25 protein-coding genes are annotated in these 23,221 nt (G+C 43.8%); 6 read left to right on the forward strand and 19 right to left on the reverse strand.

The annotated features are described in order from the left end of the window. Nucleotides 1-139 precede the first annotated feature (139 nt). Nucleotides 140-481 carry a DUF3634 family protein gene (locus IEY18_RS01935; RefSeq protein WP_188917250.1) on the forward strand — a complete coding sequence of 114 codons (342 nt, stop codon included), beginning with the start codon at nucleotides 140-142 and terminating at the stop codon, nucleotides 479-481. 54 nt (nucleotides 482-535) lie between these two features. On the opposite strand, the gene IEY18_RS01940 is transcribed toward IEY18_RS01935, so the two are convergent. From IEY18_RS01940 to IEY18_RS01990, 11 genes are all read right to left on the reverse strand, one after another. Then, the gene (locus tag IEY18_RS01940; RefSeq protein ID WP_188917251.1) at nucleotides 536-1,126 is read right to left on the reverse strand and encodes a DUF3833 domain-containing protein; all 591 of its coding nucleotides are present in this window, start codon (nucleotides 1,124-1,126) and stop codon (nucleotides 536-538) included. Between the two features lie 22 nt (nucleotides 1,127-1,148). After that, nucleotides 1,149-1,841 (reverse strand): chalcone isomerase family protein, encoded by a 693-nt coding sequence (locus IEY18_RS01945; protein ID WP_188917253.1) that lies wholly within the window; start codon nucleotides 1,839-1,841, stop codon nucleotides 1,149-1,151. Further along, nucleotides 1,834-2,451, reverse strand: coding sequence for a DUF2878 domain-containing protein (locus tag IEY18_RS01950; protein WP_188917255.1), 618 nt, complete (start codon nucleotides 2,449-2,451; stop codon nucleotides 1,834-1,836). Before IEY18_RS01950 ends, IEY18_RS01945 begins: the two co-directional genes overlap by 8 nt. Before the next feature lie 129 nt (nucleotides 2,452-2,580). Next, nucleotides 2,581-3,828 (reverse strand): SAM-dependent methyltransferase, encoded by a 1,248-nt coding sequence (locus tag IEY18_RS01955; RefSeq protein WP_188917257.1) that lies wholly within the window; start codon nucleotides 3,826-3,828, stop codon nucleotides 2,581-2,583. Further along, complete coding sequence (locus tag IEY18_RS01960; RefSeq protein ID WP_188917259.1) at nucleotides 3,797-4,639, reverse strand: DUF1365 domain-containing protein; 843 nt, start codon at nucleotides 4,637-4,639, stop codon at nucleotides 3,797-3,799. Before IEY18_RS01960 ends, IEY18_RS01955 begins: the two co-directional genes overlap by 32 nt. After that, nucleotides 4,636-5,886, reverse strand: a complete 1,251-nt coding sequence (locus IEY18_RS01965; RefSeq protein WP_188917261.1) for an NAD(P)/FAD-dependent oxidoreductase — start codon at nucleotides 5,884-5,886, stop codon at nucleotides 4,636-4,638. The genes IEY18_RS01960 and IEY18_RS01965 overlap by 4 nt, the downstream gene beginning before the upstream one ends. Then, nucleotides 5,883-6,680, reverse strand: a complete 798-nt coding sequence (locus tag IEY18_RS01970; protein WP_229779694.1) for an SDR family NAD(P)-dependent oxidoreductase — start codon at nucleotides 6,678-6,680, stop codon at nucleotides 5,883-5,885. Before IEY18_RS01970 ends, IEY18_RS01965 begins: the two co-directional genes overlap by 4 nt. Next, the gene (locus IEY18_RS01975) at nucleotides 6,680-7,234 is read right to left on the reverse strand and encodes a nuclear transport factor 2 family protein (protein ID WP_229779695.1); all 555 of its coding nucleotides are present in this window, start codon (nucleotides 7,232-7,234) and stop codon (nucleotides 6,680-6,682) included. Before IEY18_RS01975 ends, IEY18_RS01970 begins: the two co-directional genes overlap by 1 nt. A 27-nt stretch (nucleotides 7,235-7,261) precedes the next feature. Then, nucleotides 7,262-8,695 carry a deoxyribodipyrimidine photo-lyase gene (gene phrB, locus IEY18_RS01980; RefSeq protein WP_229779696.1) on the reverse strand — a complete coding sequence of 478 codons (1,434 nt, stop codon included), beginning with the start codon at nucleotides 8,693-8,695 and terminating at the stop codon, nucleotides 7,262-7,264. Between the two features lie 74 nt (nucleotides 8,696-8,769). Beyond that, nucleotides 8,770-9,723: a YbgA family protein gene (locus tag IEY18_RS01985; RefSeq protein ID WP_188917263.1), complete on the reverse strand. Its 954-nt coding sequence runs from the start codon at nucleotides 9,721-9,723 to the stop codon at nucleotides 8,770-8,772. A gap of 147 nt (nucleotides 9,724-9,870) precedes the next feature. Next, nucleotides 9,871-10,782, reverse strand: a complete 912-nt coding sequence (locus IEY18_RS01990) for a polyprenyl-phosphate transporter (protein WP_188917265.1) — start codon at nucleotides 10,780-10,782, stop codon at nucleotides 9,871-9,873. Nucleotides 10,783-10,995: 213 nt separating this feature from the next. Between IEY18_RS01990 and IEY18_RS01995 the strand changes: the two genes are divergently transcribed. Further along, nucleotides 10,996-11,475: a hotdog fold domain-containing protein gene (locus IEY18_RS01995; RefSeq protein ID WP_188917267.1), complete on the forward strand. Its 480-nt coding sequence runs from the start codon at nucleotides 10,996-10,998 to the stop codon at nucleotides 11,473-11,475. A gap of 92 nt (nucleotides 11,476-11,567) precedes the next feature. Next, nucleotides 11,568-12,689, forward strand: coding sequence for a DUF418 domain-containing protein (locus IEY18_RS02000; protein ID WP_188917269.1), 1,122 nt, complete (start codon nucleotides 11,568-11,570; stop codon nucleotides 12,687-12,689). A gap of 96 nt (nucleotides 12,690-12,785) precedes the next feature. Here IEY18_RS02000 and IEY18_RS02005 read toward each other — a convergent pair whose 3' ends face one another. Then, on the reverse strand, nucleotides 12,786-13,562 hold the full coding sequence (locus IEY18_RS02005; RefSeq protein ID WP_188917271.1) for a substrate-binding periplasmic protein: 777 nt from the start codon (nucleotides 13,560-13,562) through the stop codon (nucleotides 12,786-12,788). A 158-nt stretch (nucleotides 13,563-13,720) separates the two neighbouring features. On the opposite strand from IEY18_RS02005, the gene IEY18_RS17495 reads away from it, so the two are divergent. Together IEY18_RS17495 and bamJ are read left to right on the forward strand one after the other, a co-directional pair. Then, the gene (locus IEY18_RS17495) at nucleotides 13,721-14,134 is read left to right on the forward strand and encodes a DUF1294 domain-containing protein (protein ID WP_373290697.1); all 414 of its coding nucleotides are present in this window, start codon (nucleotides 13,721-13,723) and stop codon (nucleotides 14,132-14,134) included. Nucleotides 14,135-14,272: 138 nt separating this feature from the next. Beyond that, complete coding sequence (gene bamJ, locus IEY18_RS02015; RefSeq protein WP_188917275.1) at nucleotides 14,273-14,743, forward strand: BamJ family beta-barrel-assembly machinery protein; 471 nt, start codon at nucleotides 14,273-14,275, stop codon at nucleotides 14,741-14,743. 70 nt (nucleotides 14,744-14,813) lie between these two features. Here the strand turns inward: bamJ and IEY18_RS02020 are convergent, their stop codons facing one another. From IEY18_RS02020 to IEY18_RS02030, 3 genes are all read right to left on the reverse strand, one after another. Next, a complete protein-coding gene (locus IEY18_RS02020) occupies nucleotides 14,814-16,292 on the reverse strand; it encodes an AAA family ATPase (RefSeq protein WP_188917277.1) in 1,479 nt (492 codons plus the stop codon). Between the two features lie 174 nt (nucleotides 16,293-16,466). Then, the gene (locus tag IEY18_RS02025; RefSeq protein WP_188917279.1) at nucleotides 16,467-17,612 is read right to left on the reverse strand and encodes an HlyD family secretion protein; all 1,146 of its coding nucleotides are present in this window, start codon (nucleotides 17,610-17,612) and stop codon (nucleotides 16,467-16,469) included. A gap of 2 nt (nucleotides 17,613-17,614) precedes the next feature. Next, nucleotides 17,615-17,998 (reverse strand): DUF3302 domain-containing protein, encoded by a 384-nt coding sequence (locus IEY18_RS02030; RefSeq protein ID WP_188917281.1) that lies wholly within the window; start codon nucleotides 17,996-17,998, stop codon nucleotides 17,615-17,617. A gap of 253 nt (nucleotides 17,999-18,251) precedes the next feature. On the opposite strand from IEY18_RS02030, the gene purT reads away from it, so the two are divergent. Then, on the forward strand, nucleotides 18,252-19,430 hold the full coding sequence (gene purT / locus IEY18_RS02035) for a formate-dependent phosphoribosylglycinamide formyltransferase (protein ID WP_188917283.1): 1,179 nt from the start codon (nucleotides 18,252-18,254) through the stop codon (nucleotides 19,428-19,430). A 136-nt stretch (nucleotides 19,431-19,566) separates the two neighbouring features. Here purT and IEY18_RS02040 read toward each other — a convergent pair whose 3' ends face one another. The 4 genes from IEY18_RS02040 to IEY18_RS02055 all read right to left on the reverse strand — a co-directional run bounded on the left by IEY18_RS02040 (nucleotide 19,567) and on the right by IEY18_RS02055 (nucleotide 23,116). Next, entirely contained in the window at nucleotides 19,567-20,520 is a 954-nt protein-coding gene (locus IEY18_RS02040) for a D-2-hydroxyacid dehydrogenase (protein ID WP_188917285.1), read from the reverse strand. Nucleotides 20,521-20,582: 62 nt separating this feature from the next. Further along, nucleotides 20,583-21,362, reverse strand: a complete 780-nt coding sequence (gene djlA, locus IEY18_RS02045; protein WP_188917287.1) for a co-chaperone DjlA — start codon at nucleotides 21,360-21,362, stop codon at nucleotides 20,583-20,585. A gap of 63 nt (nucleotides 21,363-21,425) precedes the next feature. Then, nucleotides 21,426-22,088: an N-acetylmuramate alpha-1-phosphate uridylyltransferase MurU gene (murU, locus tag IEY18_RS02050; protein ID WP_188917289.1), complete on the reverse strand. Its 663-nt coding sequence runs from the start codon at nucleotides 22,086-22,088 to the stop codon at nucleotides 21,426-21,428. Then, nucleotides 22,085-23,116, reverse strand: coding sequence for an aminoglycoside phosphotransferase family protein (locus tag IEY18_RS02055; RefSeq protein WP_188917291.1), 1,032 nt, complete (start codon nucleotides 23,114-23,116; stop codon nucleotides 22,085-22,087). Before IEY18_RS02055 ends, murU begins: the two co-directional genes overlap by 4 nt. Between the last annotated feature and the right edge of the window lie 105 nt (nucleotides 23,117-23,221).

Here is a 23,221-nt window from a genome sequence, read left to right on the forward strand (position 1 = left end):
TAATTGTAACAGCAACTTATCGGCTAAACAGCTTACTTATAGTTTTCACTTTTCCAATTAAAATGTGCGCTACCCCACTATAAATTTGCTCTTAGCAGGCGTATTTTAGAGTCAGAACTTAAGAGAAGGATAGCCAATTATGACAACAGCATTGAAAGCTTTGTTTATCGTCGCAGGATTGTTTTTGGTTTATAAGTTAATTTTTAGTGCTAAGAAAGGACTGACATTATTTGAAATGCACTTTAAGGAAGGTCGACTCACGTCTCATAAAGGAAAAATTCAACAAAAGTTTGAACGAGAATGTCGCGCCATTGCCAAACAAGAGAAGCTCACCTGTACCGTCAGAGCAGAGAGAAATGGTGACGTTCGTCTTCATGTATCGGCGAACGTACCAGAATCAACGATTCAGCATATTCGAAATATGTTCCCTTTTGAGTACTACGAAAAGAAACAAGTCGATAACAGCCGTCAAACGGGTTAACACCTTTAATTTTACCTAAGATAAATTTGGATTTGCTTACCTTTGACGCAGCTGTCACTCAATCGATACTGTGCTTGAGTGACTCGGCTGCTTTTGTATCACCAGTAAGACACTGGCAACCTTAATACCAAACTTATTGATGTCACTACGATTAATAATGGTATTTTCATTCACTAGGAACATCCAATCGTCGAATGACACCTGATACTCTGAACCATCGACAACTAAATTCATATCATATTGCCATTGCAAAGCGCTCCCCATGGCTTGCCCTGTCGCTTCTCCTAAAATATCCCCAGCAGTTCCCGAATACCTGCCATTGCCTAAATCTTGAATGACCCAAGTTCTAAGCTGTTTTTCCCCATCGTCATACGTAAACCACTCTTTGAGCGTCAATTCATCCGCTTGCCAATTTGCCTGCATCGTGACATTAAACTTACGAATAACTTGCCCACTAAAGTTTTCAACCACACCAGCTGCCGTTAATTCACCCACAAAAAATCTTTTCAAAGATAGCTCTGGGGTAGTGTTTTTATATGCTGATAATTGATTGCCAGAACAAGCAGCCAGAACAAAGCAAGCCCCACCGAGGAAAAACCACTTTAGTGTTTTGACAACGCAACTCTTCGATTTCAAATCTCCCATGCTGGACTCCTCACCTTTTCTCTCATTTTTGACCAAGCAACTGGGCCCTCAGCTCTGGTCGACTGGTTTGCTCTGCGAGCCAAATACTGACAAAAGCACGGCTAAATGCTGCGGAAAAATCACCTTGAAGCGGCCGATGATTGAAATAGAACCGCCCTTGCCCGGTTTCCGATATATGAAAACTTAATTGATCATGTTTTGTTACATCGGGCCAAAGCGTGTGAATTTGTTTACCCCATGCTTCAATCAATTGCTGCGAGAAACCTAAGTGTTGCCACTGCGCTTGGGTGGCTTCAACGAGATGTTCAGATGCAATGTTTCGGTGATATTCAATTGTAAGCAATAACGGCGTTTCGCCATCTTGATATTGACCTGTCGGAGTGAGCAGTCGAGCTCGATACAAAGATAGCCACCACCAGTTCATTTCTCCATTTCCAACCTCGACAAAAGTACTGAATGCATCACTGAAATGGGCATTTTCACTGGCGATATCATTGAAGTTGTTTGCATCGTCACTTTTCACAGGAAAGCTCAACAGCAAACAAGCGACGGTCGAAATGATCGCCAAAATGAAGGCCGCTACATTTGCTTTGAATGGACGGCAAGAAAGCGGACTCCACTTCAACTTGTTGCTCATTAAGGTCATTGACTGAAGCTGTTGCCCCACCCCTTGATGCTGTCGCGAGTAAAGGAGTGAGTATTGACTTTTAGACATGGTTAATCCTCCCAGTTGCATTCGGCGCTTTACTGGTGATGCGCTGCTCGATTACAAACATCAACGGAAATAGCACAGCCCAAATACAAACAATGCATAGAACACTCAACATGACGCTTGGTTGAGAACCATCACTCACGGCGGCGACGTCACTCAATAGAAACGGCAAGTCAGAATGATGCAATGACTGGAGTTGAACGGCACCAAAGATCTCACCGGAGTAATAACTCCCACCACCGGAAATGCCTCCGATGAAGGCTTTGGCAAGCACAGGAAAAGTACTGAAAAATCGAAGACTGTAAGGCAAGCACACAAATAGATAGCCCCATAGCAAGCCGAGCCATATAGGAAATTCAGTAAATATCAAAAGCCCAGATTGAATAAGTGCACCATCAATGACCGCCCCTATTAGGGCGCCCATCAAAAACAACTTTGCGTCTCTCGATTGTCGTGGACTAATAAAAAGATGAGCCCACAAAATGATCACAATAATCAAGAGAGACTGATTGCCATAGAGGACACCCAGCCACCAGATCAGTTGAAAAGCAACTAAGTTAAACAGGGTTAAGCGAGATAAACCCTGTGCTGCGATAAATCGACGCTGGAGCATAAAGCCTCCAAACTTTGGTTTTGAGAGATGAATAACTGGCAAATCGGCCTGATACTAAGGCTCACACGGCAAGGAGTTTGCACTCAGTACCGGACGCGACAAGCGAGGATTACGCAACATTCAACGCGATTAATGAGATTCACTGAAGCGACATTGATCTTTACTTGCGACAAGATGGATAGTGCTCGTCGTTCTTGCTAAAAAGCCGCCTTCACAATAGCTAAAATAGAACTTCCACATACGAATAAAATCTTCACCGTATCCTTGTTGCAGAATCTGCGCTTTCGCCTGGTCAAAATTATGATGCCAATCATTCAGAGTTCGGGCGTAATCCAGGCCAATATCATCGATGGACTCAATCATCATGCTGGTTTGCTCGGCAATATGCTTACTCATTACCGAAATACAGGGTAAACATCCACCGGGGAAAATATATTTTTGAATAAAGTCAGTACTTTTCCTGTAGCTATCATAACGTTGATCAGCAATGGTTATTGCTTGTATGAGCATCTTGCCATTGGGTTTAAGCAGTTGATCTAATTTGGCAAAAAATCCTTTTAAATATTCATGACCCACAGCTTCAATCATTTCGATGGAAACCACCCGATCGTACTGTCCTTCCAGCAGACGATAATCCCAATCCAACAGAGTGACTTGGTTTTGTAATCCTTCTTCTTCAATCCGCTTCATTGCATATTCATGTTGCGCATCTGAAATCGTCGTTGTGGTGACATGAACACCAAAGTTTTTCGCGGCATAAATTGCTAGTGCACCCCAACCGGTACCAATCTCGAGTAAAGTCATCCCGGGTTTGAGTGCAAGTTTTTCACAAATTCTTTGTAATTTTGCTTGTTGTCCAGCTTCAAGGCTAGTTGAGGCATCAGGATAAATCGCACTGGAATAAAGCATTTCGGGATCTAGGAATGATTGATACATTTCATTCCCCAAATCATAATGGGCGAGAATATTCTTTTTAGAACCAGTTTTAGAGTTACGGTGACTTAAATGTTCAATCCGAAAAGCGATTCGGCTTAACCAAGCGAATTTTTTCTCAATCTTATCGATCAGTGGCAAGTTCAAAGCAAACACTTGGATCACTTGAGTCACGTTATCACTGTCCCAGCACCCTTGAATATATGATTCACCCGCACCAATCGAGCCCCCCAAAAGCATGTCTCTATAGAATCGTGGGGTTTTCACCCGAATTTGCGCCTTTAAGTTACTGTTCGCATTCCCAAATCGATAACAGTCTTTCCCGTCAAACAGCTCTACAAAACCAACTTTGAGATGAGGGAGAACTTTTAATAGTATGCTTTTGCATCCGTTTTCTAACCAGCTTCCTTCCCTAACTTCTGTTGGATTGACGACGTTTTCCATGTGATTTCTCCAGCGAACTCGGATGCCCAACAAAAGGAACCCTTTTAAGAAACAGCTTTAACGCTTGCCAGTAAATGCCGAATACAATTTTTAAAGTCATTAAAGGAAAGCTAAGCAACAGTTGTCTTAAATTACGCGCCGTAAACTCATTTCGATCAAATTTGATCTGGGCTTGAAACAACTTTTTTTCACGAACGTTTTCTATCGCGAGGTTGAAGCGTTTGCCTGGCGCTTTTACGTGCCATATATAACGCATATCCAAATCCATAAATGGAGAAACATGGAAGTTTTTATCCGTGGGCTGGGGAGCGTTCATGTCCACAAGGTAGTAATGACGCTGGTTCCAAGGAGTATTGCTCACTTCTGCGAGCATGTAGATGGGTTTGTCCCCATCAAAACAAAAAAAGAAATTTACGGGGCTAAAATACAAGCCGAAGTGGCGAACTTGCCCCACGAACATGACTCGATCACAAGCGACTTCGCCGCCGAGTTTTGCCGCTTTTTCAAGGACTCTTGACTTGAGCAGCTGAACAGCCGACAGGTCGTTGATTTTGCAGAGTTCACGATGCTCTTGATTCAAATAGTCTAGTGGCGAGAATCTAAACGGAGCCCAGTGAAAACAACTAAACAGCCGACTGAAATGAGAGAGCTCTTCAGCTTCATCTAAGTCAATAGCCATCATCATCATTTGGTAATCAAATTGATGGGTTGCTGGGGTAAAACGTCGATGACTGATCACCCCTTGATAGATGCCACTATTCAGGGCTTCTGGCGCTGTCGGTATCAATGGCGATGATGTTTTTGGATTCATAGCGACAAACCGAAGTGCTTACAAACAGCAAGTCCACTTTTTACCCCATCTTCATGGAATCCATTAAACCAGTACGCACCTGCAAAATGAGTATGCTGAATGCCACTGATTACGTGCCACTGCTTTTGTGCGGCTAAACTTGCTTCATTGAATACGGGATGGTCATAAACAAATTTACGCAGGATCTTACTCTCATCAATCAACTCGCTTTGATTGAGTGTCACGCAAAATGTCGGTGCACCTTGAGGGAGCTGTTGCAGGATATTCATATTGTAGGTCACTGAAGCAGGGCGTTTTACATCACCATCAAGCCTATAATTCCAACTCGCCCATGCGGCCTCTCTTTTTGGCAGCAAACTTTTGTCTGTATGCAACACCACTTCATTGGCTTTGTATTGTAAATCGCGCAAGATTTTTTTTTCATTCTCTGTGGCATCTTTCAACATCCCCAAAGCTTGATCGCTATGACATGCAAAGATGACTTCATCAAAGGCATGCCACTCTTTGTCGATCTGAAGCAATACGCCTTCAGGCGTTCTACGGACACCTTCAACTGGTGTAGAAAGACGGATATTATTTGCAAAAGGACGTATTAAATCTGGAATGTAACTTCTAGAGCCCCCCTTCAATACATACCACTGCGGCCTATCGGTGATATTCAACAAGCCATGATGCTCAAAAAAACGAACAAAAAATTGGATAGAGAAAGCTCTCATATCATCAATACTCGATGACCATATCGCTGCCCCCATCGGTAAAATGTAATGCTGACAAAAGAAGTCAGAAAACTCTTCCTCAATAAGAAATTGCCCTAAATTGGTATCTGGATAACGATTCTCTTGATATAAGGCTTTACAAGTTTTGTTAAAGCGAACAATCTCGGCTAAAAAGCTCCAGAAACTTACCTTAAATAAATTACTGCGCTGCGCAAACATACTAGCGAGTGTGTGACCATTATATTCAAGCCCAGTCAAAGCATGATGCACACTAAAGCTCATCTCGGTCGGTATTGATTGGACGTTTAACTTCGCAAGCAGTTTTTGAAAATTTGGGTAAGTGCGATCATTGAAAACGATAAAACCAGTATCAATAGCATATGTTTTCCCTGCCACGTCAACATCGACCGTTGCTGTATGTCCACCAATATAGTCATTGGCTTCAAACACCGTGACTTTATGCTTCTCGCTTAACACATGTGCACATGTTAGACCTGAAACACCAGAACCAATGACCGCAATATTCTTCATACGAGACTTCCTTGAGATTTGCCTGTGGAACGCTTCATTAACCACACCATCAACGATTGCGGTAGGTTTGATAACAGCTTCAGCAATAGGGTAAAGCGCAGGGGAAAGTGAATTTCGTTGTCCTTCTTACTTAACCCTGTCGCTATGTATTCCGCAGCTTCTGTCGCTGAGATTTGCATCGGCATGGCGAAGTCATTTTTATCCGTTAAGGGAGTTTTGACAAAGCCTGGGCAAATAAGACTGACTCCGATATCGGACGCCGCTAAATCAAGGCGCAAGCTATCGGCAAGATATTGCACTCCGGCTTTTGAGGCACCATAGGCCTCAGCTCGTGGCAGAGGGAGATAAACGACGCTTGAACCCATCAAAGCAAGCCTTGAACTAGCTCGAAGTAAGGGTATAAACGCCTCAATACAATAACCTGTCGCGATCAAGTTGGTGCGGATAACACGTTCAAACAAGGCCCCATCAAACTGATTTGCATTATCAATATATTCACAGTTTCCGGCATTTAGAATGGCAAGATCTAAGGGTTGACCACCCAAAGCCTGCTGAATATACCTCGCAGCCTCTTTGATTTGCTGCACTTTGGTGATATCAAAAATCACTGACTCAGCCCCATCAATTTCAGCCAAGGCTTCATCATTGCGACCGCAAGCAAATACTCGCCAACCCTGTTTGAGATAATATTTGGCTAATGCAGCGCCGATGCCACTACTCGCACCAGTAATAAGCACACTTTTCATTGAAGTTGCAGTCGTTTTGTAAGCATCCCTGTTTGTCGTCATACCCATTAGCCAACTCCTCGTTTTATTTTTCGGATGACATGCCCCAAAACCGGAATCGGTTCATAAAGCATTTGGCCAACATCAAAGTAGTCTCGGTGATAACAAATTTGGTATTCATCATTGAGCTTTAAATGGCTCGAACCATCAACCAATATCGGTTTACCCGCATTCAACTTGGCATGGCTATAGGACATTTGCCAAAACAGACAAACTTGATGGGGTTGAGTGAGCCGTTCATGAATAACGAATTCAATACTTTGCACGTTGTGGTACAGCACCTCGAAGTAACGCATTAAAGCGTCTAGGCCACGAATTTGATGTAATGGATCGATGAAACAAATATCTTTCGCATAAACTGTGTCGAGCAAATGCAAGTTATGACGATTCAGCGTTTTATAAAGGGCAATCAATGTATCCGCGGTCTGCTGCGTCATCTCCTCACTAGTTTGCGTCACAGACACTTGTTTCGCTTGAAGATTTTCTTGTGGCAATAAATCAGACTTTCGAATTGAAATATCAACAGCGTCTAAGTCGGAGGTTGTGCAATGATTTGACGCCATCTGAAGGTTCCTTACTGGATAATCAGTTTAATTTGCCTTAATCACACTAAGTACATCTATCGCTCTTACCCTTGCTTGTTTGTGCTCAACAATTGCGGCGGGATAAGTATCCCCCGTTAGTAAATCCTTGCGAACCATAGGCAGAGGCTGAAACAAAGCTCTACCTGATACATGCGCCAGCTCTGGCACAAACTTACGAATGAAGTCTCCTTGAGGATCAAATTTTTGCGCTTGCGTTACCGGGTTAAAAACTCTGAAATAGGGCTGGGCATCACACCCGGTTCCTGCAGACCATTGCCAGCCTCCATTATTCGCCGCCAAATCACCGTCAATCAGCTTGGTTTTGAAATATGTCTCTCCCCATCGCCAATCAATTAATAAATGCTTACAGAGGAAGCTTGCAACAATCATCCGTAGCCGATTATGCATCCAACCGGTTTGATTCAATTGGCGCATGGCAGCATCGACAATAGGATAACCCGTCCGCCCTTCACACCACGCTTGAAAGTCCTGCTGTCGATTCGACCAAATGATACGGTCAGCGTTGTGCTTAAAGTTTTGTCCTTTACTTAATCGAGGAAACGCAACCAATAAATGCCGATAAAAATCGCGCCAAATCAGTTCGTTTAACCATGTTCTGCCGTCACTACTTTCATCAACAAGCACGTCAGGAAACTCGCTCAGAAGCGCTACTAGGCATTGTTTTGGGCTCAAGACACCGATGGCTAAATAGGGAGACAGCTGGCTAGTCCCTGCAACAGCTGGAAAATCTCGGACCTCTTTGTATTGGCCAACCTGTTGGCTCACAAAGGCTTTCAGGCACTGCTGAGCCACTTGCTCTCCCGCTTGCCAAGCCCCACTCGATGTTTTAGGCGCCAGTAATTGGAGACTCGATTTCTGCGATGCACTGGGGGGCGTTGGTATTGCCACTGGTTTATCAATTAATCCCCACTGGCGTTGCCGTGCATGTTGGCACCAACGCTGACGAAATGGCGTAAATACTTTATACATTGCTCCGGATTGGTTCTTTACTGAACCGGGAGGCAAAATACAGTGTTGGCTTGTGAGTAATAAATCGCACGAAATAGAGTTTAGTGCAGACTGAACATCACGATCTCGTTGAATTTCGTTCCACTCAGGATCTTCACTGGCATAAACGGCATCAATGTTATTTTCAATACAATATTGTGTCAGCGTTGTCGTAATATCTTGATAAAGATCGACATGGATAAGCTCAAAATCAATGCCTACCTCCACCAGCTCTTGCGCCAATAATTGAAGGTGCCGCTCAATAAAGTCTATTTGTATCGGCGCAACACTGTGTTGTTGCCATTGCTCAGGGCTGGCAATAAACAAAGCTCGTACTTGGCTATCACCGATTTTTGCGGCTTCAATTGCGGCTGTGAGTGCTTGATTGTCCATCAGGCGTAAGTCTTGCCGAAACCACATTAGTTTATTCATTTTGTCACTTCACCTTAAACCAAGCGCTTTGAGAGATATCATCTGTAGACTGGAACAGAAACAGCTAAAGCGCCTCAGTAGGCGTAGCGTAGCTTGAGTTCTTCAGGATGCGGATTTAAATACACTTGCTCTTCGATATATGGGGTTGGATATTCTCGCAAGTAATGATTAATCAGCGTAATCGGCACAAGGAGAGGCAATAAACCTTCTCGATACTTCATGATCGACTCACTTAGTTCTTCTTTTTGAGGCTTACTCAAATGCTTTTTGAAATACCCTTGAATGTGCTGCAACGTACTCGTGTGGTTTTTGCGAGTCGCTCTATTTTTCAACGCCCCCATGAACCCCGCAAAATAGCTTGTTGCGACTTGCTGAAGATCTTGAATATCTGCAAGCAAGGGACCCAGTTCACGATAGGACTGTGGATGGTGCGCCATCAATAAATACTTATAACGGGAGTGAAACTGAATCAACTTATGTTTCGTGAGCCCCTCGGCCAGCATGCAATGCCAATCATGATGGGCATAAACACGGGTAAAAAAGTTTTCCCTAAGCACCATATCGTGCAACCGTCCAGACTCCTCAACAGGCAAATATGGATATTGCTTCATCAATTCTCGAGCAAACACGCCAATGCCTTCACGCACTCCATCATTCGAGTTTGGCTTGTATTCGGTCACGCGCTCCATGCCACATGTAGGCGACTTCGCACACAGAATATACCCACCCAAAAAATCAAGTTGTGAAACTTTGTCTTCACTATAACGATTCAACTGCTCAGTAACGTCAAGGCTGCCATCAGCGCTACGAATATGAATCACTTCGCCCTCTCGAACTAGCCGAACACTTTTTCGCGGCGCGCCCATACCGATTGCCATTTCAGGACAAATCGGTACGAATCGAAAATGATCCACTAATTCTTTTTGGCAGTAATGGGATGCTTTATGCCCACCGTCAAAACGAACTTCTTGACCGAGCAAACAGCCACTGATACCAATTTGGATCTGCTTAGGGGAAAATGCTGCCATTGAATACTCCTTCAGTTGGCTTAAATCCTTATACGAATTAAGCATGTGCGGAGATCAGCTTTTTGTACAGCCAATTGCAAAAAAACAAAAAAGCGTCAATCAAATGATTGACGCCTTCAAAAACAAGCCATTGTATTGCAAGTAAGTCTAATCAGCGGCGAACTTCTCTAATCCCCACACCAGCATAATTCCCGCCAACATGGCGGCAACAGCAAAAACAATTTGCGGTTCATGACCAGTGACCTCTAAAAATTGGTTAGGCAAGAGGTTCTCTTGCACTAGAGGAACTTGTTCCCCGCGAGAGTTTGTGCGCCAAGTTAGAGTTTGTTTCCACGGCCATATTTTGCCGAGAGTCCCCAACATTAACCCGGTCAAAAAAACTAAGGTCGCATCGTGCCAGCGCCGCAACATCGCCGACAACAAGTGGCTAAACGTTAAAATGCCAAATAAAGCACCGCAGGCAAAACACATAATAATCGCAACATCTAAGCTTTTTACGGCGCCCAAAATTGGGGTATATAACCCCATCAGCAATAAGATAAAACTGCCAGAAATTCCAGGTAATACCATGGCGCAAATCGCAATACTGCCTGCAATCATAATATTTAGATAAGTTGGTTGTAGTGCAATGGGATTGAGAATGGTAATTGCCCAAGCAAATAAGATCCCGGCGATAAATAATATGACACGAGCAGGCGTAATGCCTTGAACCTGCTTAAGCATATGAATAACTGAGATAATGATGAGTCCAAAAAAGAACGACCATACCGGAATGGGGTGATGACTGAGCAACCATGAAATAAGCTTAGCGAGGGTAAAGATACTGGTCAGAATTCCAGCTAAAAGGACGCCTAAAAACGTACCATTGACGTGTATAAACGCAGCTTTCAAGCCCTGCTTGCGGATAACATCAATTAAACTTGGATTTATTTTTCGAACACTATTGAGCAATGTATCCAAGATCCCTGTAATAAAAGCGATTGTGCCCCCGGAAACCCCCGGTACAACATCCGCGGCGCCCATTGCCAATCCTTTAAGATACACAAACAAGTACTTCAACTTTTCGTCCTTTTTGTCATTTCAAGCGGCGAATTATATCAACCGCTTGCGGTTTGTGTGTTTTTTTTTATGCGAAATGAAGTCATTAGGCAATCCTTTTAACTTCCAGATAAACAGAGCGTTCCCTCTCGAACACTAGTCATCAGGATTTGTTTGCTGCTACACTCATCCGACCAGAAAAATGTGACCCACATCAAACTAAAAGGACATTCAATGGACGCCTCGACAGCCAATCATGTGTTATCCCTTTACCAAAAAACACAAAAGTATCCTTTTGGTGACAAAATTTTTTCGATGATGGTTGCTCGTACGGCGCCCTACTTTGCAACAGTCAAACCCCTCATCACTCATTTGGAACCCAATCGTTGCGAGTGCATGGTTCCAAAGCGACGTGCGGTTCATAACCACATAAAAACGGTGCATGTAATTGCAATCTGTAATGGCCTAGAAATGGCTATGGGTGTGATGGCCGAAGCATCAATCCCTAAGCATTTACGCTGGATCCCCAAAGGAATGAATGTTGAATATACTGCCAAAGCAGGAAGTGATATTCGCTGTGTCGCGACCGTTGAACCTGAGCAGTGGCAAGTCGGTGACTTGTATGTGAATGTGACCGCTTACGATACTCAAGGTATCGAAGTGGTAAAAGGGCACATCAAACTGTGGATCTCTGAAAAACCGAGTAAGCAGTAGATTGGGCACCTGTTGAATGACTTGCATTCGAGGCTTTGCAGTCGTTGCCAGTATAAGGCATCATTTCACCATTAAAAAATGCAAGGATAGCAGTGACAGTGCAGACGCCATCTCGGTTGTACCAATTAGATGCTATCCGTGGCTTCGCACTCCTTGGCATTCTATTTTTGAATGTCTATTTTTTTAATAGCCCAACCTATGGTTATCCAACCCCTTCTGCACCCAGCGCACTAGATATCAGCATAGATATTTTTGCTAGTCTATTTTTAGAAACTCGTTTTATTAGTCTCTTCTCGATGCTATTTGGCGCAGGCTTACTCCTTCAATATCAACAGCTCGAGCAAAAAGGAAAACCCGCCTATCAAAACATCTCTTCTCGACTGAAATGGCTGATTGTAATTGGGTTTTGTCATAGCACCCTGATATGGTCTGGCGACATTTTACTGACCTATGCCGTTTGCGCTTATGTTGCACTGCACTATAGAGAACTCCAAGGCAAAGCACTCATTTACAAAGGCAGCCAGTTCGTCGCATTCGGATTATTATTAACTTACGCTCTCACACTTTGGGTTGGCTACGAACCATTTACACAAGACTCAATACTTTACATCGATGAATTAGCGCAGCTCAAATCCGGTTATTTCAATCAACTAGCCGACCAACTCTTGATGACGGTGTTTACTCTCGTCTCTCTGCCTTTGAGTTCGCTTTGGTATATCAGTGGCCTCATGCTCATAGGTATGGGGTTGTTCAAGCACAAAATTTTTGAAAAGGGCCTGCCTTTAAAATGGTTAAAGCTTTGTGTATATGCCACGGTCACGCTTTTTATCATCGACATGACGCTGCAACAATCTTCAATTCAAGAACTCTTTTTACTTGCAGAGTTTTGTACGATGTTCGGTGGTCTATTTGGTGCTTTAATCTACCTTCATTGCATTGTTCAGCTATGCTCGAGCAACAATCGGTGCACTGTTTTACAAAAAATTGGGCGATTATCACTCACTTTATATCTGAGTCAGTCAATCGTCGGAGTATTCATTTTCCGGTATTGCTTCCCGCAAACGTTTGTTGCGTTTGAACGCATTGATTACATCTTATTTGCTCTATTATTTTCAGCGGTTCAGATATTGTTTGCTTGGGGATATTTCAAATTATTCAAACAAGGCCCGATGGAAAAACTTTGGCGAACACTCGCATGGGGTCAAAAATCATAGCTTGAAAAAGCCACAAAATTGCGGGGTTGTGGGTGGTTTTCATGCAATCAAAACAGAACCAGTATCAAAGAGCGATACGCAAGGCCGCTTAATAAATCAATTACGCGTCGGAGCGTGAACGCTTTTATCTAGACTAAGGTAGGCATCAAATAACTGCTCAAACCGTCCATCAAGTTTCATCTTTTCGATTTGACTGACAAACTGATTGCGAATGTTTACATCTTGAAAGAGAAAGCCGTTTGGATTGGTATTTAATAAAGGGAAGACATCGACCCCTTGCTCAGCGGCGATGAGTGATTGTTCGATCATTTTTAAACGATAATAGTTAAAAATGTTCTTATCCAGCTGGATCACATCAACGCGTTCAGTAAACAACATCTTCACCTGCTGCGCTTGGTTATGGGTTTCTCTATAATACGGGTTATCTGTTGCCATGGCCGTATATCCGCCCCCTAAGACCACTTTTGCTCCCTGCCAAGACAAAAGGCTGTGCTGTTTTAAGGCCGCGATATCATCGAATTGATATTTATTTTTAGACAATGCAAAGAAGTAGTTTTCATAGTGATACAGCACACCAGAAAAATATCCCATTAACCCGGAGTGTTCGATATTAATTAGATTAATATCACAAACCACATCAATTTGACGTGTTTTAAAAGCATGGATCCGGCGCGCATAAGGTAAGTAGACATTTTCAACTTCATATCCCAAAGGCTTAAATGCTTCTTTAACCATATCCACCAAAATGCCATTATTTGAGCTAGGCATCACCCAAGGGGCAAGGGTATCTCCAAACGCTACCGTCAATTTCTTTGCGTGACTTGGAAAAGCCAACAACAAACACAAACTGAACAAGCGAATAGTATTGAGCAATCTCGCCCCCTCTTTGAAAATGAAAACGTTTAGGAAATTTGTTTAATGATTATAGTGTAGCCAGTAAATGCGGCAATCAAGTGACTAAAACAGAGAAAGACCTCAGAAAACCTAAATTGGTAATCTAGACAACAAGCTATCATAAGACACGCTACACTATGCCTCTAAATGAAAATGAACGCGACCCCGATGTCGAACAAGTTCAAAGGAATTCATACCTATTGAAATATTTAAATTGTATTTTTGCAATATGCTTTCTTGGTGGATTGAGCTGGTTAGTCCAGCAACATAAATTGCCAGTATTTGTTAGCTACATATACATTGTATTCAACGGCACTGTCGCTCTAGCCTACCTCTATGACAAATGGGCCGCGATTCGACAGCATACTCGTATCGCAGAGTATCAACTCCACATCTTATCTCTCGTGGGCGGCTGGCCTCTGGCGGCAATCATGCAATTCGCAGTGCGCCATAAAATAAGTAAACCCCGATTCCAATTTTGGTTTCATATCACATGGCTCAGTCATGTCTCCATATTTTTAGCCGCGTTTTGGCTAACCTATCCTTCATAGGCGCACGCATAACCTTCATACACATACAGACTGAACACCAAACGATTTCATGGGGATTCACCTGCGAACAATAGATCACTTTACCCGTAGCCACAGCTTCAGTACCATGAGCGGCAATTAATACAGGAGAACTCATTCATGCGTATGGTTATCGCAGTGGTTATTATCGCCGCTATTATTTTTTATTTTTATACCTCAAGTAATAATCAAAAAGCAGCTCAGGAAAATGTCGCCAAAGGCCAAGCTTTCCTTGCCGAGAACAAACAAAAAGAAGGGGTACAAACCACAGATTCAGGATTGCAATATCAAGTCTTAGTCGCCGGTACAGGTAATGAACATCCCAAAGCTACCGATAGTGTTACGGTTCATTACCATGGCACATTAACAGATGGTACAGTCTTCGATAGCTCTATAGACCGCGGCCAAACCATTGACTTCCCGTTAAACCGCGTCATTAAAGGCTGGACCGAAGGCGTACAATTAATGGTTGTAGGTGAGAAAACACGTTTCTTTATTCCAAGCGAACTAGGCTATGGCAACCGCAGTGCCGGCAGTATTCCACCGGGCTCTGTACTTGTTTTTGATGTAGAGCTGATAGCGATTAACTAACCGAGAACCCACTAAGCCCTCGGCGAAAGAAAATGCTTTGGCATCCCTGAAGATTCAGTGGATGCCATTTTTATTGATGAGCATTCACGGTACGATCCTGAGCCCACTGGCGCAATGCAGACAAGCGTTCGCCCATCACCACAGATAACGGTCTGGTTTTAATTAATTCGTCCAGCAACAATTGTTGGTCAACCGGCTTTTCAAAAGTTCTCGCGGTGTAAATGGCTGCAATCACAGCTTGTTCAATCTCGGCACCGGAAAAACCATGGCTTTTAGAAGATAGTTCAGCCAGATCCAATTGATTCACATCGACGCCACGCCGCTTGCAATGAATCACAAAGATTGCTTGACGAATTTTGTCATCAGGCAAGTCCACAAAAAAGATCTCATCCATACGTCCTTTTCGCATGAGCTCTGGTGGTAGCGCTTGAATATTGTTTGCTGTTGCGACTAAAAACACCTGAGACTTACGTTCTGCCATCCAAGTCAACAGAGTGCCTAGAATTCGCCCTGAGGTCCCCTCATCACTATTGCTATTGGACAAGCCTTTTTCTATTTCGTCGACCCATAGAACACAAGGAGACATTAAATCCGCTAGCTCTAATGCATTCCGCAGATTTTTTTCAGTTTCACCAATATATTTGTTATAAAGAGCTGCCATATCCAAGCGAAGCAATGGACGCTGCCACACCCCTGCAACAGCCTTGGCAGCAAGGCTTTTACCGCTCCCTTGAACCCCAAGTAATAAAATACCTTTCGGTGCGTCGAGCTGTTTATGGCTGCTTGTAGATGCATGATCAGGCGAGCGATGTTGCAACCATTGCTTGAGGTTATGTAAACCAGCGACCTGTGAAAAGTCACTGGTGTCATACTCAAACTGCAGCACACCACTCATATCCAATAACTTAAACTTCGCCTGATTAACGGAATCAATATCTGAATGACTAATCGCACCATCTTTCGCTATCGCCCGTCGGATAATACGCCGGGCATCATCAAAGGTAACCCCACGAAGATTACTAGCCAGTAGTGTTACCGCATCATCATCAACATCAAGCAAACGGCCTTGCTGCTCTAGACGATTCACCTCTTCATAAATCAAGTTTTGCAGTTGCTCCGCACCGGGCAAAGACAAACGAAAATGTGCGCAGTAACGTTTGATTTCAGGAGGCACTTCAAACTCATGACTCACGAGCACTAAGGTGTGCTGTAGGGCTTCATATTCAAGCGCAATTTCTTTCAATAAACGAACGTTTTTCGGCGCATTGTCAACAAACGGATGGTAATCACATAACACATAGATCCCCTGCTGATTGGTTGCTTTAATTTGCCCCAAAATATCCGTAGGATCTGTATTAAATTTCTGTACACCTAATTGCTTGTCTAGCCGCTGCAAACCTTGCGTAATCGACCAGCTAAATATGGGTTGATAAAGGGTCCGTGATACCCGTTTGAGTAAATCAAGAACACGATATTCTTCATAGGTTTCAATCACCACAATAGGGGTGCTTGATCTTAAAACTGCAGTCAAATCCGTTATATCTTGCATCACGCATCCACTCTATTCATTCGCTTAAAATCCATATAAAACATACAACAATCCGAGAATCGATTAAACCTAGGTAGTTCACGTAAGTCCAAACTAGACAAAACAGGCTCCATAAAAAAGTCCGCTAAAGCGGACTTTATGACTGATAAAAACTGAACCATCATGACAGGAAAGTTAATGCCCTTCTCCAAAGACATAGTTCAGCCAACTCTGCATTCGCAGCAGGACTTTGCGCATCACAGCCACATGACTGAAATGTTCCGTATAAATTGCAGCTTGCCCCGAAACTCCCGCGGGCAAACCTTGCAGTATTTCATGATCATCGAGTTCAATCAGAACAATCGCACGCCCTGTCACAAACATGCGTGAAGAAGTCTGTAACGAGCCTGTGGATTGAAATTCGCCTTCAGCCATTGCAGGTAAAACTTGTGCGACTTTGCCTGAGAAAATTCTTCCTGGCACAGCATTGACCAAGACTTCCGCTTCATCACCAGCCTTTAAGCGCAGCAATGAATTTTGCCAAAACGCCCCAACAAAATAGCGCTCTTCATCAGGAATAAAACTCAGCAAAGGTCGCAACGGGATCGGAACTGCCATCATCCCAGGGCGAACGGCTAATTGCGTCACAGTACCATCGCTCGGCGCTCGCACCACAGTTTGCTCAAGGTCATAAAGAGCTTTATCTAACTCTCCCTGTAACCGCAACACTTTAGTGTTAACGCCATCAATATTCGACTCATAAGCGAGTTTCAAACGCAGTTCTTCTGCTGCAGCAGATTGCAGTTGCGCTTCTGATGCAAAGTACAGCTGACGTTTATTGTCGAGCTCTAATGCTGTAAACGGAGAGTTTTTCCCGCCGCGTTTACGGCCTTTGTCATAACGGTCAAACGCAGCTTTGGTTCGATCTCGATCGGCAGTGGCCCGCTCAACGTTACTTTTTGCAGCGAGCCAGCTTGCCTCCAACTGCGGGACTTGCAATTCAGCTTCTGCAAGGGCAGCTTGTTTTTGCTTCACTATCGCTTCAAAAGGCCGAGGTTCAATTTTAAATAAAACGTCCCCTTTCTTTACCTTGGTATTCGGAATGACTTCAACGTCTGAAACTAACCCTTTCACTGCAGGATTAATCGGGATGGTCACAAAGATTTCACGACCAAATTTCGAATACGGGTGGTTGTAATTCATTAGCAACAATAAACTGCCAATTAACACTAATCCGCCCAGTATCGCGGTAGGAACACTCCACTTATTTAAAGGGATTTTAAAAATCTTAAAAATTGCGATACAAAACGCCGTATAAGTTAGGATAAGAAGTAAGTCCATAATTATTTCTCCTCCTTATTCAGTTCAACGGGCTCAGTAACCGCTGAGGCCTGGGGGCTCGCTTGACCGGCCAATTTGGCTTCCAATTGCACAAGTCGCAATTTTAATTCCTCTAGCTCTTTAGCGGTCTTTTGCTCTGACTCTGTCTGGTTTTTAAACCCCCATCCACGATCTTCACGATAAAGGGTTGCCCAGATCCAAAGAAACGGCCAAATCGCATGCAATGTGAATAAGCTTACCCAGCCCGCCACATGTAACGCATCTTGCTGTGGATGGTTGCGTTTTTTGGCAATTTCATAGGGGATATCATGGATTACAATAATGCCGTAAAACATAAATACGACAACGAACAGTAGAATAAACAAGGCAAAATAATCTAAAAACATCGCTCGCTCCTTGCAAGATGGTATGCCCTAACTCATTGGCAATATTTGTTTTATTTTTAATTGAATGATGCAATAAACCTTGATGTTAACTGATATTTAAGATGTAGCCCACAGAATAATCAAATTCGCGACAAAACCCTAACTTTTAACCTGAAAGATGAAACACACTGTTTGCAAATATCAAGAAATAATACGCCCCGAGAAAGAGTAAAATAGACGCTTAACAATCAGCATTAATTTAGGGTTAAACAAGATGATAGGCACCCCACACTGTGAAGGCGCAAAACGAGCAATGTTGCTTGGTTGCGGAGAGCTTGGCAAAGAAGTCGCCATCGAACTACAACGTATGGGAGTCGAAGTGATAGGAGTCGATCGCTATCCCAACGCTCCTGCAATGCAAGTTGCCCATCGTCATCATGTCATTAACATGCTAGATCCGCAGGCTTTAAAGTGGGTTGTTGAACTAGAAAAACCCGATTTAATCATTCCGGAAATTGAAGCCATCGCGACATCAGCACTCGTCGAGTTGGAAGCGCAAGGCATCAACGTTGTCCCTACGGCAAAAGCAACGATGCTGACCATGGACCGAGAGGGCATTCGCCGTTTAGCCGCTGAAAAGCTTGGCCTGCCAACGTCGCCATTTTACTTTTGCGATACTGAAACTGAATTCAAAACTGCAGTCGATAAACTTGGATTCCCTTGCGTAATTAAGCCGGTCATGAGTTCATCGGGTAAAGGTCAAAGTGTCATTCGCCAAGCAGCAGATATGGGCCAAGCATGGGCATACGCACAAGAAGGCGGACGTGCTGGCAAAGGACGCGTAATTGTCGAAGGTTTTGTTCAATTTGATTATGAAATCACATTGCTAACCATTAGCGCGGTTAGCGGTATCCATTTTTGCGATCCCATAGGCCATCGCCAAGAAGATGGCGATTACAGAGAGTCTTGGCAACCACAAGCCATGTCAGCAAAGGTACTAGCAAAGGCCCAACATATTGGCAAAGCGGTCGTAGATGCTCTCGGTGGTTATGGCCTATTTGGTGTAGAGCTCTTTATCAAAGGTGAAGATGTTTATTTCTCTGAAGTATCACCTCGCCCCCATGACACAGGATTAGTGACCTTAATTAGCCAAGATTTATCTGAGTTTGCATTGCATGTGAGAGCCATTTTAGGGTTACCGATTTCCAATATTGAACAACATGGCCCAAGCGCTTCTGCTGTGATTCTGGCAGATGGACAATCAGAGAACATTCGTTATCGCGGAATGGCTCAAGCTTTGACTGAGCCAGATACGCAGTTGCGCTTATTTGGTAAACCAGACATTCATGGCCGACGTCGACTAGGTGTCGCACTCGCGCGCGATACGGATGTTGAAAGCGCCATCAATAAGTCAGTACGTGTCGCAAACAAAGTCGAAGTGATTTTGGATTAATCGCGCAGCACTGCCAACATGAAGTTAAATGTTGAAAACACTGCAGTGCAATTACTGAGCGATGTTCAAATAAAAGGGCAGCCTACGCTGCCTTTTTTATATTTTGAATGGCTTGAATTAAGAACTGGATCAGCCGTTAATACACTTGGTTTTCTTGCGCGCCAGCCAAATATGATTCTAGATTATTAACCGCAATGTTAAGCAAGTTTTGCCGAGCCTCAAGAGTTGCCCATGCATTATGCGGCGTAATACTCATATTTTTTACGTTGAGGAGTGGGTTATCTGGCTGTGGTGGTTCGCTCGACAGAACATCCACACCAGCAAATGCGATATCTCCGTTTAGCAAAGCGTTGGCCAATGCGCTTTCATCAACTAAATCACCACGCCCCGTATTCACAAGCATCGCAGAAGATTTCATTTGCGAAAGACGCTGCTGATTAATCATTTGGAAGGTTTGTTCAGACAGTGGACAATGCAAGCTGACAAAATCAGAACTCTGAAACAAGGTATCTAAATCACACCATGTTATGCCACGAGGCAGATGATCTTTTTGACGGCGAGTATGGATCAATACCGTCATACCAAATGCCACGGCAATTGAAGCAACCTGTTGACCTATATCACCAAAACCAACTAAGCCTAACACCTTCCCCTTTAAAGACTGCAAGGGCGCAAGAGTGAAACAAAAGTCGTCGCCATTTTGCCACTGCCCCGCTTGCACCGCTTGATGATGCGCTGCAACCTTCTGGGTATAGTGCAAGATATGTGCGAATACCATTTGGGCAACGGCATCTGGCCCATAAGCAGGAACATTGGTAACTACGACGCCACGCTCATTTGCTGTAGCGACATCGACAACATTGGTACCCGTTGCGAGTACACCGATATATCTCAGGCTTGGTAATTGGCTCAGTATCTTCGCGTCCAGCGGCGTTTTATTGGTTAAGACAATATCAGCATCAATCGCACGCTCCACAATCAAGTCTACCGACGTTCTTTCATATACAGAGAGTTGACCAAGCTTTTCTAATCCCTGCCAATCAAGGTCACCAGGGTTTAACGTATATCCATCGAGTACAACAATTTTCATTGTTTTTCCTTTTCAATTCGTCGATTTGGCAAACAATCGGTCCCTAAGCAGTGTGTTGAATGCTAGCGCATCCCGCGGTCGGTCTTTACTCTATCGTAGGCAGTTTGGATATCTTGCGCTTTTTGCTTCGCAAGCTCCATCATTTCTTCGGGTAGCCCTTTAGCAACCAATTTATCTGGGTGATGCTCATTCATTAGCTTGCGATAAGCTCGCTTGATATCTTGATCTGACGCGCTCGCCGCCATCCCAAGCAGATGGTATGCATCCGTAATAGAGACTTGCTCTGTTTGACCTTGCGTATGAAACTTGAACTCTGCTTGCCAGCGCTTCAGCATGTCATCGAGCTGTGTTTTGCTAAAGCCAAGCCCTTTGGCCACCACCAATAATATGGCATGTTCCTTGGGGTGAAGCTCGCCGTCTGACAGCGCGGTTTGGATTTGAATTTCTAGAAACATTTGTAAGAGCTCTTTGCGCCCCATACTGATCAAGCGAAACGCTTTAATACATGCCGCCAGATCAAAGTCACTATCTCGCCCTTCTCTGAATGCCTGCTGGGCATCAACACGAGCTTGGCCAGTCAAATTCATTTGATCCATCAAGGCCGTCGCAATTTTAATATCAACCTCTGTCACCTGACCAGATGCTTTGGCAACATGACCCATAACTGCAAACGTTGAATTAAAAAATAGCGCTTGTCTGCTTTTACTATCCTTCATCATGCCTGCAAACTGGCTTGCACGTTTATCCCATTGATGACCTAACCAAATCCCGATGATTGCACCAACCACCTTGCCAAACATAAAACCAATGGCACCACCAAAAAACTTTCCCCAAATTCGCATGTCATTACCTTAGAGCTTTTTTTGAAATCTTCCATGCAGCCATTCTCTACACGCAAGCTAATTTTATTTGTTCTGTAGTCGTTCACTCAATTGCGCCAATCGCTCAACCGTTCCAACATCACACCAATAGTGAGGCATTTTTGTCGCACTCACCCGACCTTGTTTCATTTTTTGTTTTAATAACGGCGCAAGCCCGAACGCTCCATCTGGTGTATCTTGAAATAAACTTGGTCGGTATATCCCAATCCCAGAGAACGTTAATTTATTGCTTCCCTCAACCGATGCAAAACCATCTTCAATGGCAAAATCACCGTTTGGATGCTGCACCGGATTATCTACTAAAAAAAGGTGAGCATCAGCTTCAGCAGACAAGGTTGAGAGCTGTGGCAACTGATCAATAAAAATATCCCCGTTGATGACTAGAAATGGTTCATCACCAAGTAAAGGTAAAGCTTGTTTGATACCCCCTCCCGTTTCCAGCGCGGCTGCTTCAGCACTGTAATGTAATCGCAGCCCCCAATGGCACCCATTACCCAATCGCTCGGGGATTAAATGGCCCAGCCAGGCATGATTAATCACTACGTCAGCAAACCCTGCTGCAGCCAGCTTTTCTAGGTGATATTCAATTAAAGGTTTGCCTTGAACGGCGACCAAAGGCTTAGGGCAAGTATCCGTCAGCGGCCGTAAACGCTCACCACGGCCTGCAGCTAAAATCATCGCTCTCATAGACGCGCCTCCCAAACAGGAACAACGCGCTGCTGCATCCAATGATGAAACTGATGGAACTGGGCGTACTTTTGGGTGACTTGCTGAATATACGATAGTGTCAGCGGGATATCGGCCATGTAAGCAGGTTTGTTATCGCGATAATTTAAGCGACAAAATATACCAAGCACTTTTAAGTGTCGCTGCAATCCAGTCACATCAAACCAATATTCATAAGTCGCATAATCTACTTCAGGCGAAAGAAGAGAATGTTGAATACACTGTTGATAATGATACTGGCTCATGCGCTCTACCAAAGTGTCTGGCCAACGAACATAACAGTCTTTCAACAAAGACACACAATCGTAGGTCAACGGACCAATCACCGCATCTTGAAAGTCGATAACGGCAAGCCGCTTGTCGACAATCATTAAATTGCGGCTGTGAAAATCACGATGCATTCCTATTTGAGGCTGTTGCAGCATCACATCAGATATTTGTGCAAAGACTTGTGCCACCATTTGCTGCTCTGTCTCAGACAAAGACAAATCTAAATGACGCCCAATAAACCATTCACGAAAAATAGCGAGTTCTCGGTCGATAAAATCCGCATCAAAGCAAGGTAGAGACTGTACACTTTCTTTATCACCAGCCGAGATTGAAATACAGCTTTTAACCTTGGCAACTGCGGGTAACCAATCCAATGCTTGCTGGTAGAAATGCGGCGCTGAATCTAGGGTCAATGCAGAAAGCAATTGCTCATCACCCAGGTCACTTAAGAGCACTGCGCCAAGCGGCACATCATAAGCAACAACCTCTGGTACAAAAATACCGGCTTTAGCATAGGCTTTAGCTATGGCCAAAAACGGTTCTATTGGTAGCAGTGTTGGCGGCGAGTCCATCAAGATAAAGTGGTGTTTGGCAGTTAACACTCGGTAATAACGCCTAAAGCTGGCATCACCTGATATCAGTTCAATATCGACGGGTTGTTGCAAACAGTCTTGCAACCAATGACTCAATGCAAGAAATCTGGGTTCAGGCTGGCTCATCTCATGGCTCTTGAAGAAAAATTGCTTTATTATAGCCACGGTTATTGATGGAAGCAGCTTACTAATTGAGCTGCGATAATAATATTTACCTTTTTAGACGGATAA

This window comes from Shewanella gelidii, assembly GCF_014647855.1.
In the GTDB taxonomy this organism is placed as follows: Bacteria; Pseudomonadota; Gammaproteobacteria; order Enterobacterales; family Shewanellaceae; genus Shewanella; species Shewanella gelidii.